General features: G+C 67.8%; 9 protein-coding genes and 2 pseudogenes. 7 read left to right on the forward strand and 4 right to left on the reverse strand.

Annotation, left to right across the window (positions count from 1 at the left end; genetic code table 11):
• Positions 1 to 44 precede the first annotated feature (44 nt).
• Positions 45 to 959, forward strand: coding sequence for an alpha/beta fold hydrolase (locus tag BLW84_RS13210; RefSeq protein WP_245761119.1), 915 nt, complete (start codon positions 45 to 47; stop codon positions 957 to 959).
• 189 nt (positions 960 to 1148) lie between these two features.
• On the opposite strand, the gene BLW84_RS13215 is transcribed toward BLW84_RS13210, so the two are convergent.
• Complete coding sequence (locus BLW84_RS13215; RefSeq protein WP_093265352.1) at positions 1149 to 1892, reverse strand: IclR family transcriptional regulator; 744 nt, start codon at positions 1890 to 1892, stop codon at positions 1149 to 1151.
• 117 nt (positions 1893 to 2009) lie between these two features.
• Between BLW84_RS13215 and BLW84_RS13220 the strand changes: the two genes are divergently transcribed.
• From BLW84_RS13220 to BLW84_RS13230, 3 genes are read left to right on the forward strand one after another with little or no spacing between them, the layout of a single operon-like run.
• Positions 2010 to 3383 carry an SLC13 family permease gene (locus BLW84_RS13220; protein WP_093265354.1) on the forward strand — a complete coding sequence of 458 codons (1374 nt, stop codon included), beginning with the start codon at positions 2010 to 2012 and terminating at the stop codon, positions 3381 to 3383.
• Complete coding sequence (locus BLW84_RS13225; RefSeq protein ID WP_218157309.1) at positions 3380 to 4210, forward strand: enoyl-CoA hydratase/isomerase family protein; 831 nt, start codon at positions 3380 to 3382, stop codon at positions 4208 to 4210. Before BLW84_RS13220 ends, BLW84_RS13225 begins: the two co-directional genes overlap by 4 nt.
• Positions 4191 to 5597, forward strand: coding sequence for an acyl-CoA synthetase (locus BLW84_RS13230; protein ID WP_093265355.1), 1407 nt, complete (start codon positions 4191 to 4193; stop codon positions 5595 to 5597). Before BLW84_RS13225 ends, BLW84_RS13230 begins: the two co-directional genes overlap by 20 nt.
• Positions 5598 to 6053: 456 nt before the next feature.
• On the opposite strand, the gene BLW84_RS13235 is transcribed toward BLW84_RS13230, so the two are convergent.
• On the reverse strand, positions 6054 to 6434 hold the full coding sequence (locus BLW84_RS13235) for a winged helix-turn-helix transcriptional regulator (RefSeq protein WP_093265357.1): 381 nt from the start codon (positions 6432 to 6434) through the stop codon (positions 6054 to 6056).
• A 74-nt stretch (positions 6435 to 6508) separates the two neighbouring features.
• On the opposite strand from BLW84_RS13235, the gene BLW84_RS13240 reads away from it, so the two are divergent.
• Positions 6509 to 7438, forward strand: coding sequence for an NADP-dependent oxidoreductase (locus tag BLW84_RS13240; protein ID WP_093265358.1), 930 nt, complete (start codon positions 6509 to 6511; stop codon positions 7436 to 7438).
• A 444-nt stretch (positions 7439 to 7882) separates the two neighbouring features.
• Here BLW84_RS13240 and BLW84_RS13245 read toward each other — a convergent pair whose 3' ends face one another.
• Positions 7883 to 10051 (reverse strand): SUKH-4 family immunity protein, encoded by a 2169-nt coding sequence (locus BLW84_RS13245; protein ID WP_143060936.1) that lies wholly within the window; start codon positions 10049 to 10051, stop codon positions 7883 to 7885.
• 336 nt (positions 10052 to 10387) lie between these two features.
• Between BLW84_RS13245 and BLW84_RS46140 the strand changes: the two are divergent.
• Positions 10388 to 10486: pseudogene (locus BLW84_RS46140) on the forward strand (cytochrome c biogenesis protein CcdA); the annotation flags it as partial.
• Positions 10487 to 10524: 38 nt separating this feature from the next.
• A pseudogene (gene resB, locus BLW84_RS13250) lies at positions 10525 to 12139 on the forward strand (cytochrome c biogenesis protein ResB).
• Positions 12140 to 12291: 152 nt separating this feature from the next.
• On the opposite strand, the gene BLW84_RS13255 reads toward resB, so the two are convergent.
• Positions 12292 to 13056: a mechanosensitive ion channel family protein gene (locus BLW84_RS13255; protein WP_093265361.1), complete on the reverse strand. Its 765-nt coding sequence runs from the start codon at positions 13054 to 13056 to the stop codon at positions 12292 to 12294.
• Positions 13057 to 13374 lie beyond the last annotated feature (318 nt).

Consider the following 13374-nt stretch of genomic DNA (forward strand, 5'->3'; position numbering starts at 1 on the left):
CGCGCCGACCGCTGAGCCGACTCGCCGACACAGAAAGGCCACTCGTGACCACGCCCCTCCCGTCGATCCCCACCGAACCACCGACTGCCCGCACCATGAGCCAACCGGCGCTGGCCGATCTCGGCGCCGTCCCCGCGGTGAGCCGATGGGTGCGTTCGGGACCGCTCCGGCTGCACGTGCTCGACTACGGCCCGGCCGACGGCGTGCCGGTGCTGATCCTTCCCGGCATCACCAGCCCCGCCATCACGATGGACTTCGTGGCGCGAGAACTGACCGATCTCGTGCGCCCGCTCGTGCTCGACATCCGGGGCCGCGGACTCTCCGACAACCCGCCCGAGCCCATTGCGGCGAACGGTGCAGTTGCACTGCATGGCTACGACCTCGCCAGCTACGCCGCGGACGTTGATGCGGTCGTGTCCGGGCTACAGCTGGAAAACCCCATCCTGCTCGGACACTCCATGGGTGCGCGGATCGCGGCGCTGGCCGCGGCCACCGGCCATCACGAACTGCGAGGGGCCGTTCTGGTCGACCCCCCGATGAGCGGCCCGGGCAGGGATCCTTACCCCACAACCCTCGAAGCCTTCCTCCGCCAACTCGACCAAGCCCGCGACGGCACCAACGCCGACGAGGTGGCGCAGTCCTGGCCCCGCTGGCCCCGCAGGGAACAGGAGCTGCGCGCCCGCTGGCTGTCCTCCTGCTCACGGACCGCGATCGCGGCAACTCACGCCGGGTTCGAATCCGAGGACTTCTTCGCCCATTGGCCCAACGTGCCCGCCCCCGCGGTTCTCGTCTACGGAGCCGACAGCCCGGTCGTCACCGCCGCTGGCGCGCAGGAAGCCGCCAAGGCCAATCCCTCCGCCGAACTCGTCGAAATCCCGGGAGCCGGGCACATGGTCTTCTGGGACGAACCCAACGCCAGCCTCGCCGCAGTGCGCGCAGCACTGCGGAAGCTGAGCTGATCGCCTCACCGACGGCCTATCCGCGACAGCGAACCCCGCCACCAGCCACCCCTGCGGCACACCGAAACCGATCGCGACCTTCGCTGAGCGCAACGCGCCGATTCGTCGGCTGAAGCCGGGGAAGCTGCTGGACTGGCGGCCATGGCGTGTGGCGTGGTTGCCGTTAGTCGACGACCACGCCGTGCTCGCTCAAAGCACGGCGTGGATTCGTTGCACGGTTTCATGTACCGCGTTGCCGAACGTTTCGAATGTCTCCGGCACCATCCGGATGCTCGGACCGGACACCGACACGGAACCGATCGGTTCGCCTTGCGCGTTGACGATCGCCGCACCGACGGCGGTGATGCCCTTGCTGAGCCCTTCCTGGTTCACCGAATACCCTCGCAGCCGAACCTCTTCGATGGTTTCACGCAAGGTGTCCGGATCGGTGATGGTCTGGTCGGTCTGCGGCGCGAGTTGCCCGGCCAAGTAGTCCGCGATGAACTCCTGACTGCTCGCGGCGAGGAAAGCGAGGCCGGTTGCCGAGGCGTGCAAGGGGATTCGCGATCCGAGCGGCAGGAACGCCCGCAGTGGATGCGGGGTATCCAATCGTTCGATGAGCACCAGCTCCCGGCCGTCCGGAGCCGCGAGATGGATGGTCTCGGTCGTCATCAGCTGCAGGTCGTTCAGGAACGGCAGTGCGGTTTCGCGGAGGAGCTGATGATCGCGGGCCTGGGTACCGACGGAGAACGCGCGGTAGGTGAGGCTCCAGCGCGTCGGCTGGGTGCTGGTCGGTCGTAGCCAGCCAATTTCGTGCAGCGTGAGCAGGGCCCGCTGCACGCTGGACTTCGGCAACCCGACCGTGCGGCTGAGCTCGGAAAGACCTACCGGTTGCATCTGGGCAACGCTCTCGAGCACCCGGAATGCGGACACCACGCTGTTGGTGGCGGACATACGACCTCCTGTGATCACACCCTTGACGCTCAGAAGCCTGTTGGCTACGTTACACGCTTCCGGTCCATGCTGTAGACCACTGTGCCACACAGTGGACCAGATGGGAAGTGTTAGCAAATGACAATCGAGCTCACGGCGTTGGTGATCTTTGTGGGCGTCTTTGCGTTAGCAGCGTTGCGCAATGCTCACCTCGGAGTGTTGATGTTCGCTGCAGCGTCTGGCGTCGGGCTCGGGCTGGCCCACATGCCCATCGACGACATCGTCGCCGGCTTTCCGGTCGACATCCTGGTGTTGCTGGTCGGCGTCACCTACTTCTTCGGAATCGCGCATGCCAACGGCACGATCGACCGCATCATCGAGGCCGCCCTCGCCAGAGTCGGGCATCGGCGGGTTCTCCTGCCGATCGTGTTCTTCTTGCTGACCGCGGGCATCTCCGCCATGGGGTCCCCGCTGGGCGGGTTGGTGATGGCGCCGATCGGCATGATGGTGGCCAACAAGCGCGGCATCGATCCGATGCTGATGGCGCTGTCGATCGGCACGGGTCTCAGTGCGGGGGCGTTCGCGCCGACCAGTCTGTTCGGCATCGTCACCTATGGCACCGCGCAGCGCGCCGGTGTCGACTTGAGCCCATTGGTGCTGTTCGCGGTCGCGGTGGTGATCAACCTGTTGCTGCTGGCGGCCGCCTACGTTCTGTTCGGCGGATCGCAGTTGCTGCGCCGCAACGGCGTTCCCGCCACCCCGGCGACACCCGTTCCCAGCGAGCAGCTGGTCACTGTCGACTCCGGTGGTCCTGGCGCCGCCGCTCCCGCCCACGAGTCACGCTCGCACAGCGCCAGCAGCCCGGATCTGCCGACCGGCAGCGAACGAAAGCCGTTCACCGGCAACCAGATCGCTACCGTGATCGCCATGGTCGGGCTCGTCGGCACCGTCATCGCGCTGTCGCTGACCGACCGCAAACCCGACATCGGTGTGCTGGCATTCGCGTTCGGCGCGGTGCTGACCCTGTTCGACCCGGAGTCGGCGAAGAAGGCGATTCCCCGGATCGACTGGCCCACGGTCCTGTTGGTCGGCGGCATCATCACCTTCGTCGGCGTGCTCGACCACATCGGCGCGATCGACATGTTCGGTGAATACGCCAGTCATATCGGCGTGCCGTTGCTGGCCGCGCTGTTCATCTGCCTCGTCGCGGGTCTGGTCTCGGCATTCGCCTCCACCACCGGCATGCTCGCGGCACTCGTGCCGCTGGCCCTGCCCCTGGTGGCGTCAGGCTCGATCCCGGGCTGGGCGTTGATCTGCGCGATCGGCGTCTGCGCCTCCATCGTCGACGTCTCACCCTTCTCCACCGTCGGCGCGACCCTGGTGGCGACCACCGTCGACGAGGGGCAGCGGCCGCGCATGACCCGCCTGCTGACGCGCTGGGGTCTGGCGATGGTGGCGGTCGGACCAGTTCTGTTGGTCGGCACCCTGGTCGTGCCGGGAATGGTGCTGTGAAGGGCGGCGCCAACATGGCATCGACACCGCCCGCGACCGTCTCTCTGGATGTCGACGGCGCTATCGCACGGATCATCATCGACAACGCCGCACGGGCCAACGCCTTGAACCGGTCGATGCTGGATGGGCTGGCCGGTCATCTCGACACGGCAGCACGGCGTGCCGACGTATCGGTGATCATCCTCAGCGGTGCGGGTCCCAATTTCTGTGCCGGACTGGATATTTCGGAGATCGCCGAGCGCCCCGTGGCGGGTATCGAAGAAGAGTTCGTCCGCGTCGAGGAGATCCTCGCCGGGTGTCCGAAGCCGACGATCGCGGCCATCCGCGGCCACTGCGTCGGCGGCGGCGCCCAGCTGGCCGTCGCGTGTGATCTGCGGATCACTTCCGAGCAGGCCAAGTTCGCCATCACACCCGCCAAACTGGGCCTGATCTATCCCACCAGCTCCCTCGATCGGCTGGTGCGAATCATCGGCCCGGCCGCGACGAAACGCCTGATCTTCACTGCCGACGCCATCACGGCGTCCACGGCGTTGCACTACGGCTTGGTCACCGACGTCGTCGACGAGGAGGAACTCGACGCCGCCGCTCACCGGATCGCAGCCACCATCGCGACTCGGGCCCCGACCACCATCGCCGCCGCGAAGCAGATGACCGACGAGGCGACGGTGAACGGCCGCGTGACCGACGAGCTGCATCGCCGCTGGCAATCGGCGCCGAATCCGGACCTCGGCGTCGGGCTGGCCGCCTTCGCTGCCAGGGCCCAGCCGGTTTTCGGTGCAGCAACCAATGACCCACGAAAGGTGCCCAATGCTTCTGACATCGCTTGATCCCACTCATCCGGGCGCAACCGACGCAGCCGCGGCGATCACCGTCGGCCCGGACAGCATGTCGCGGGCGCAGGTTTACCAGGCAGCGCGTGCGCTTGCCGGTTCCCTCCCCGACTCCGGCCCGGCCGCGGTCCACGCGACACCGACCCTGGAGACGATCATCGCCGTCACCGCATGCCTGCTGGCCGGGGTGACGGTGGTACCGGTCCCGCCCGACTCCGGCAGCGCCGAACTGCACCACATCCTCACCGACGCCAAGGTCACCTGCTGGGTGGGGCCACCACACCCCAGCTCCGACCTGCCCGCTATTCCCGTCGGCCGCCACGGTCGCGGTGAAGCAACGGCATTGATCGCACCGGCCGACGACGACCTCGCCATGATCATGTACACCTCGGGAACCACCGGCGCGCCCAAGGGCGTCAAACTCAGTCACCGCGCCTTGGCGGCCGGCATCGACGCCCTCGCCGACGCGTGGCAATGGACTCCCGACGACACTGTGGTTCACGGCCTGCCGCTGTTTCACCTGCACGGGCTGGTGCTCGGCGTGCTCGGGTCACTGCGGATCGGTTCACGCGTGGTGCATACCGAAAAACCGCGCCCGGAACGCTACGCCACGGCGATGGGCACGATGTACTTCGCCGTGCCCACCGTGTGGTCACGCATCGCCGCCGACGAGAGCTCCGCACGAGCGTTGCGCCGGGCCCGTCTGCTCGTTTCCGGTAGCGCACCGCTACCCACGCCGGTATTCGATCGCATCGCAGAACTCACCGGCAGCGCCCCGATCGAACGCTACGGCATGAGCGAAACCATGATCACCCTCAGCACCCGTGCCGATGGGCAACGCCGACCAGGCTCGGTGGGACAACCCGTGCGCGGGGTGGAGACCCGCTTGGTCACCGAGAACGGACAGCCCGTGCCCGACGACGGGGTGAGCATCGGACGGCTGCAGGTCCGCGGCCCGATGCTGTTCGACGGCTACCTCAACCGGCCCGAGGAAACCGCGGCCGCGTGGACTGATAACGGCTGGTTCATCACCGGCGACGTCGCCACCCGCGACGCCACCGGATTTCACCGCATCGTCGGACGCGAGTCGGTCGACCTGATCAAGTCCGGCGGCTACCGCATCGGCGCCGGCGAGGTCGAAACCGCGCTGCTCGCCCATCCCTCGGTGCAGGAGGTCGCAGTCGTCGGACAGGCCGACCCGGACCTCGGGCAGCGCGTGGTGGCCTATGTCGTCACCGAACAGCAGAACCGGTCGACGCTGGCCGAAACACTGATCTCCTTCGTGACCGACACGCTGTCGCACCACAAGCGCCCCCGTGAAGTCGTGTTCGTCGACGAACTGCCCCGCAACGCACTGGGCAAGGTCCAGAAAAAGCAGCTGTAGCAACTATCATCCAAGCCATAACGCGGTAGCTGCGCAGTCGCCCATGCACGACCGCGGGGCCGTTTCCGTCGTCGAGTTCGAGGTCGACGAGACCGGGCCGTCCCTGCGCTTCGTGACCTTCCGCCGTGAGTTCACGAAATCTGACGGGTCTTCCGAAGAGAACCCGAGTGTAGAGGTGCCGTTCTGAGTGGTTTCCACCCTTGGGTTCTTGCGACGGCGGGGGTTGTGGAAGTGCCCAGGTGTAGCGCTGATAGGTGCGTGCACCTGGGCATCACTCCAAGACGAGCACGACTCCGTTGTGCTTCACGAGCATGCCCAGCTCTTGATCGACAACGACTGCTTGCGGCGCAGATCGTGCGAACGTGGCGGCGTTGCAGCGGTCGAGCTGCAGACCGAGCGCGGCTGGGCCGATACCGAGTAGCGGCCGAGAGGATGCTCAGCGCCCTAGCGGGGGTCTCAGTCGCTATGGGCGACCGGCTCGGGATCGGCGTCGAGCGCATCGAGCACTGCGTCGCCGTTCGCCCTCGCCCACTCGGTCAGCATGTGGATCGGATCGATCAGCGTCGCCCCGAGCGGGGTGAGCTCGTACTCGACGCGGGGCGGCACCTCGGCGTAGGCGTGGCGGCGGACGAGTCCGTGCGCCTCGAGCCGTCGGAGCGTCTGGGTGAGCATCTTGCGGGAGATGCCGCCGATCAGCTCGATCAGCTCGCCATGGCGCACCGGGCCCTTGCTGAGGCCGTAGAGCACGACCACCGTCCACTTGTCGGCGATGAGCTCGACCGCCAGACGCGCCGGACAGTCGGCGAGAAAGGGATCACCGGGACCGAAACCGCTCACGGCGCCAAAGGTACCTGCTGGTTCCTATCGGAAACATAGCCTGGGTTCTCTCCCCCTACAAAGCCAGGAGAGTCATGCGAGTCATCACCCAGCAGACGCTCGGCGGTCCCGAGGTGCTCACCATCGTGGACGCGCCCGAGCCCCGAGCCCTTCCGACCGAGGTTCTCGTCCGCGTCAAGGCGATCGGGCTGAACCCGCTGGAGGCGCGCCTGCGCGCCGGCGAGTTCCCGCTGATCGGCCAGCCGCCGTTCATCCTCGGCTGGGACATCAGCGGCGTGGTCGAGGAGGCGCCGCAGACGTGGCGGTTGCGGCCCGGCGACGAGGTGTTCGGGATGCCGCTGTTCCCGCGGGCGGCGAGCGCGTACGCCGAGGTCGTGTCGGCGCCGGCGTTGCACCTGGCACGCAAGCCGGCGTCGCTCTCGCACGTCGAGGCGTCGGCGCTGCCGATCGTCGGGCTGACGGCGTGGCAGGGCCTCGTCGACCTCGGCGGCGTGACCGAGGGCGACCGCGTCCTGGTCCACGGCGGCGGTGGCGGGGTCGGCCACGTCGCGATCCAGATCGCGAAAGCGCTCGGCGCGCACGTGATCGCGACCGCCAGCGGGAGCAAGCGGAAGTTCGTCGAGGGGTTCGGCGCCGACGAGGTGATCGACTACACGGCGGTCGACTTCACCGAGGCGGTCCGCGACATCGACGTCGTGCTCGACACGATCGGCGGCGACACCGTCGAGCGGTCGCTCGAAGTGCTCCGCCCAGGCGGTCACCTGGTGACGGCGGTCGCCGAGGAGGATTCGGAGCTCGCCGCCAAGTACGAGGCGGCCGGCATGCGCTTCAGCGGCATCGCGGTCGACCCCGATCCGGTCGCCCTGCGAGGTCTCGTCGAACTCGTCGAACAGGGCAGGCTCCGGGTCCACGTGCAGGAGACGTTCCCGTTCGAGCGCGTCGCCGACGCGCATCGGCTGCTCGACGGCGGTCACCTCCAGGGCAAGCTCGTCCTCACCGTCTGATCCCGTCGTGGGGTCTCGCATGAGCGAGGCCCCACTGATGAACGGCTGGTAACCCTCCGCCTGTGGTGACCCGGCAAGAGTTGATAAGACGAGAGATCCGCGACGCAGCGGCTCGACTCTTCATGCAGCGAGGGACATCCGCGGTCGCCCCCAAAACACGCAGCCTCGGTTCGGCCACAGGTCTGTCGTCCGTCGGCTGTCGGCTCGGTCGTCCTTGACGGTGGGCCGAGTCGGTGCCAGCTACGACAAGCTTTGGCGGAAGCATTTTTCGCGACGCTCAAACGCGAAGTACTCCACAATGGACAAGCCGGGTGGAGTAGTGAGGTCGAGGCCCGGCGGCAGGTATTCAGCTGGACTAACAACACGCCCGAATGAGATACGGCCTCAGCGCGGCATGACGACGACGGCCCGCCACAAACCACCGTGGCGGGCCGTCCGGTCGTGTCACAACGTGTCGAAGTTGTCCGGATCGAGGACGTGCTGCCAGAGTTCGGTCTTCCCGGCCGCGGGGTCGATCCCCTTCAGCCAGTCGGCCAGTTCGGCCAGCAGCTCCTCCGAGTCCAGATTTCCCGACTGGTCGTAGACCACCATCCGCTGCCAGTGCAGGCTCACCATCGCGGTGAACTGGGCCAGGCTCGTACTGACCAGGGTTTCCGTGCCCGCCCCGGCGTCGAGCGCGGTGGCCTTCGGCGCCCGGCGGACCATGCCCGAGGCGCCGTCCAGGCAGAGCACGCCTTCGATCCATTCGCCCAGGAGATAGAACGGGCCCGCGCCACCGGGGAGTTCGGCGCCCTGAGGCTGCTCCCAGTCGACTTCCCGCAGTCCTGTCGCCGACAGCGGCAGGGTGTTGAGGCCGAAGAAGAACTCGATCTCCGGGAAGCCGACTTCCTGCAGAAAGTCGCGTGAGGGCTGATGGGTGAGGCCGTCCGGGATGCGGGAGCCGGTCAGCCGGTGGGTACGGTCGGCGCCGAAGACCGCACACAGGCGCTCGTGGGTGGGCCGGCAGTCGTCTTCACGGTAGGGGCGGGTGGCGATGCAACCGTGTGGAGCAAGCATCGGCAGCGCAAAGGCCGCTGCCGGGGAAGGCGCCGTACGCGCGCCGCTCTCGGGTACGGTCACGGCGTAGATGCCCTGAGTGCCGCCCAGCACCACGACATCCCGAACCGCGGCTGCGGCGTTCACCCCGGGGATGCGCAGCGTGAGTCGGCGCTCGTCCGTGGCCGAAGCCCGGGAGCTGCGTAGATCCACCTTGTTCCAACCGATGTCCGCTTCCCAGACGGGTGCGGGTGCCGGCGTCACAGCCTGCGAAACGCCTGGCGAATCGGCCGGGGCCCCGGTCAGGGCGTTCCACAGGCGCCGGGTGCCGGTGCTCCCCGTGCTCTCCACCAGGACCGCACCAGGCGCGACCGCCAGGCACTCGACCTCTCCGACGTGATCGGGTGAAAGGGTGAACTGGCCTCCTCGCCGCCAGTGAGCCCATTCCGTCCGCCAGGGAAGGTCGACGGCTCGGTCGAGGGCTTCTGCTGCCTCAAGGTCGTTGCGGCACATGGCGTTGCGGTGTAGGAACGCGATCCACTCCTCGTGCGAATCCGGTGCGACGCCCAGCTTGTCGAGATAGTGGATATCCGCGGCGAGCGATCCCGCGGGTATTCCGTCGGGAAAGGCAAGCGGAAGTGGCTCCAGCAGGGCGGTGCGATCACAGGCGGCCAATACGCGCGGGTCGGCGATCACCTGCTCGAAATTCCCCGCTCGGGCCGAATGAGCGGGCAGCGTGCGTTCCGCATACGTGGCGAGCGGTCCTGGCGGCAGTTGGTGCAGCGCTGCCACGATTCGGTCGTTCAGTTCCCGTCCTTCGTCCGCCATGGCGCGACGGATGCGGTGCGCGTATCCCTCATGGAGGAAGCGGGCCGTATCACCGTCGAGCGACAGCGAACCGAGTTCCGCGGCGATGCCCCGCACTTGCTCGACGCTGAGGTGAACGCCGATGATTTCGCCCAGCGCACACCATTCCTCAAGACGCAGGGTGCGAAGTTCCGCCTGCGCCAGTGTCCGGAGGGCAGCGCCTTCCACGGTTTCCGGATCGGGGAGCGGCGGGTTCTCCTCTTTCGACGCCCCGGCACCGTCGAGGGAAATGGCCGGGGCGTTCTTCGGCACCGGTGTGACAGCGGAATCCACCTCCGCGATCAGCCGGACGCCGGTGCGGGCGGCGCCGGCGCCGAGTGACCAGACGACGGACCGCATGACGCGGCCAGGTTCGGACGAGGTCCGCACGGTGCCCGCCAGATGCACATTGCTCACTGCTACGACCTGCCTGATCCCGGCACGTCGCAGCTCGTTGGCGTACTGGACGGGGTTTCGCTCATGCAGGTCGTGCGGGACGTCCAGCAGCTCGACGATCTCGAGGAAGACCTGCTCCGCCGAGAGCCCTGCCGCATCGACCAGGAGCATCTCATCGGACCGAGAATCCAGGGACCGCAACAGGTGGGTCTTTCCTAAACCGGCCGCCCCGGTGAGGAAAACGAACCCACTCGCCTGAGCCGCGTCCTCGACCCATTCCTGTGCTTCTTGGCAGGGCGATGTGCTGGCTGATCTCCCGGATTCAAGGTCCGTCATGCTTCGCCCTTCAAGTATTGCCGTCGGGTGACGCCACCAGCCTGCCGCTTTCGTGGCCACGCTCCGGGGCGAGCCTCGTCGGCACCTATTGAGCCCACCGCACGCACGACCTCTGGCGCTGGGCATTCGAGCGCAAGCGGTTGTGGCGTGGTTACGCGGGGTGGCGTGTAGCCACGCTAGCGTCCGCCCTACCCTCGGAGCCGTGAATCGGACCAAGCTCGCCGCGTCCGGCCCGCTGCCCGTTCGCGGCCGTCATCGCGGTGCAGAGACGCTGCCGGTGGACGCGGCCGAGGCCGAGCAGGCGTGCCGGGCCGCTGGCGGGCGGCCGGGGCGGTGCTGTCGCAGCGCATCGGCGGCGTGGTGACCGTCGCGATGGGCCTGGTGTTCCTCGACATGGCGCCTGCGCTGCAACGCGACGTGCGGCTGCACAAGGTGCTGTGTGAACCCGTCGACGGATACGAGAAGTCGATCTGATGAGCCGAGTCCGCTTCGCCCTGGCCTTCCTGCGCAACACTTGGCGCGGTCTGACCTCGATGCGCACCGCGCTGGTGCTGTTGTTCCTGCTGGCGATGGCCGCGCTGCCGGAAGCGCTGATCCCGCAGCGCTCGCTGAACCCGCCGCAGGTGGACAAGTACTTCCAGGACTACCCCGAGATCGCGCCGGTCCTGGACAAGATCGGCGTGTTCGAGGTGTTCAGCTCGGTGTGGTTCGCCTCGATCTACGTGCTGCTGTTCATCTCCCTGATCGGCTGCCTGCTGCCGCGCTGCCTGGAGTACTTCCGGCAGCTGCGCGGCCGGCCGGCGCGCACGCCGAAGAACCTCCGGCGGATGCCGCACCACGCCGAGGCCACTGTGGACGGAACGCCGGACGAGGTGCTGGCCGCGGCGCGCCGCAGGCTGCGCGGCTGGCGCTAAGGAGGAGCGCACCGACGACGAGGGCCGCCGCTCGATCAGCGCCGAGCACGGCTACCTGCGCGAGCTCGGCAACCTGATCTTCCACTTCGCGCTGGTGGGCCTGCTGGTCGGTGTGGCCGGCGGGAAGCTCTACGGCTACGAGGGCCAAGTGATCGTGCTGGCCGACGGTTCGGAGTTCTGCAACTCCGGCACGTACAACTACGACGCGTTCCGCGCCGGGCTGCGCGTGGACGGCACCAATCTCAGCCCGTTCTGCGTGCGGGTCAACGACCTCAAGGCCACCTACCAGCCCACCGGCCAGGCGGAGAGCTACCGCGTCGGGATGGAGTACCAGTCCGGGCAGGACCTGCAGGACAACCAGTGGCGGCCCTACGAGCTCCAGGTCAACCACCCGCTGCGCACCGCGGCCGACCGCATCTACCTGACCGACGAGGGATACGCGCCAACGTTCACCGTCACCTGGCCGGACGGGCAGCACCGCACCAGCACCGTGCAGTGGCAGCCGATGGACCCCACGACGAAGTTGTCCCAGGGCGCCACCAAGTTCGACCAGCCCGGCGTCACCGACGAGGTGCAGCGGCGCCGCACCCAGCTGGCGGTGACCGGCCTGTTCGCGCCGACCGCCGCCTACGACGGGACCGTGCTCAGCTCGCAGTTCCCCGACCTCCTCGACCCGGCGGTCGCGGTGGACGTGCTGCGCGGCGACCTCGGACTGGACTCCGGCCGCGGCCAGTCGATCTTCGGCGTGGACCAGAAGATGGTCGAGTCCGGCCGGTTGCAGCGGGTCGCGCGGCAGAACCTGCACGTCGGTGAGCAGATCCGGCTCGACGACGGCACGACGATCCACTTCGACGGCGTCGAGCGCTGGGCCAACCTGCAGATCTCGCACGACCCGTTCCAGCCCTTCGTGCTCGGCGCGGCCATCGCGGTGATCTTCGGGATCGGCGCCTCGCTGAGCATCAAACGCCGCCGGATCTGGGTGCGCGTGACCGAGCACCCGGAGACCGCCGAGGGCGGTTCCGCGCGTACCGCGGTCGAGGTCGGCGGACTCGCCCGCACCGACCAGGCCGGCTACGGCGAGGAGTTCACCAGGGTGGCCGAGGACCTCCTCGGGACCGACGGCCCCGATCCGGCACCGTCCGGGGTGGCATCCGCGCGCGGAAGGAACAGCTGAGCTCGCCCTTGCTCACGTCCAGGCCAAGGAACACGCCGTACGTGCTGGTCATCCACCAAGCTTTTCGCGTCCCGGGATGTCCCTGCTCGGCAGCGTGGTCCCGTCGATTGTGGTTGATGGCCACGTCGCACTCCGGCCCTCGACCTCGCCGATCACGACGGCTGCCGGCATTGACTCGGTTGCGATCTGCTTGCGCCTCGTTGGGTGTCGGTGGAGGCGTTCGGCTGATCGGTTTCCGGCGTGTGGGTGCCGTTGTTGGGCGCGATGGCGGAGTTGAGGACGGCGGTGTTGGGCAGCTTGATCATGCCGTCGTCGCTTTCCAGTGTCAGGTAGACGAGGCCCACTTCGGTTACGCGGCCTTCCAAGGGGCCACCGAGAGTTCCCGAGTGAATGATCAGGTGGTCGCCGAGGTTGAAAGGGCGTGCGGTGGCGAGCATCAGGCCGGCGAAGACGTTGCCGAGCGACTGCTGTGCCGCGATGCCGATGATCACTCCGGTGACGGCGCCGCCGAGGAGGAGTTGGTCCACGCGCAGGCCAAGCTCGCCCAGCATCAGGACCGCGACGAGGGCATAACCGGCCAGGGAGAGGACCAATCGGATCGCACCGGCATGGCTTGCGCTGAGCCGGACCCTGGCGCGGCGGCCTGCTTCCCTCGCGAGGCTCTGCACGGCGACCGATCCCAGCGCGACGAATACGATCGCACCCCCGATCGCAGCGGCTTTGTAGAGGGGCTGGCCGTCGCGGAACAACGCGGCCGGATCGATCAGGGCTGCCGCCACCAGCATCACCACGACGAACAACGTCGCGCCCACGCCGCGTTTCGCGTCGGCGGTGAGCTGTCGTGGCTTCAGGGGCAGCCGGATGTTCCGCCGCCGCCTGCGGTTACCGACGTTGGGGTCGTTGTTCGGGGAGTCCATGTGTTCCGATTCTGGGGGCGTCAGCCACAAGATCAAGGGATCGGCCGCCTTGATTGCAGAAGACCGCCTACTCGCTGGCCTCCGAGACCGACTGGCAGATGTCGCCGGGGGCCGGGCCGACATAGCGCTGCGTCACAGGCGCTGCGTGCGGGCGTTCCAGCACCGCTTCATCGGGTGGTGTTGGATGCTGGGTGCGCAGTGACCGAGGTAGCGGGAACAGAACTGTCTGGAACGGCCGGGCATGGTCGTCGCTGGCTGCGACATCGGGGGAGTGGTCGCGGTGGGTCGTTGGTGCGGTTCGGCACGCCAGGGGATTAC

Origin of the sequence: Saccharopolyspora shandongensis, assembly GCF_900106995.1 — a bacterium.
Lineage (GTDB): Bacteria > Actinomycetota > Actinomycetes > Mycobacteriales > Pseudonocardiaceae > Saccharopolyspora > Saccharopolyspora shandongensis.

What these genes read in the sequence shown, in the direction of transcription:
- BLW84_RS13215 (WP_093265352.1), bottom strand. Translation starts at nt 1,892, where the DNA reads ATGTCCGCCACCAACAGCGTGGTGTCCGCATTCCGGGTGCTCGAGAGC.
- BLW84_RS13220 (WP_093265354.1), top strand. Translation starts at nt 2,010, where the DNA reads ATGACAATCGAGCTCACGGCGTTGGTGATCTTTGTGGGCGTCTTTGCG.
- BLW84_RS13230 (WP_093265355.1), top strand. Translation starts at nt 4,191, where the DNA reads ATGCTTCTGACATCGCTTGATCCCACTCATCCGGGCGCAACCGACGCA.
- BLW84_RS13240 (WP_093265358.1), top strand. Translation starts at nt 6,509, where the DNA reads ATGCGAGTCATCACCCAGCAGACGCTCGGCGGTCCCGAGGTGCTCACC.
- BLW84_RS13245 (WP_143060936.1), bottom strand. Translation starts at nt 10,051, where the DNA reads ATGACGGACCTTGAATCCGGGAGATCAGCCAGCACATCGCCCTGCCAA.
- BLW84_RS13255 (WP_093265361.1), bottom strand. Translation starts at nt 13,056, where the DNA reads ATGGACTCCCCGAACAACGACCCCAACGTCGGTAACCGCAGGCGGCGG.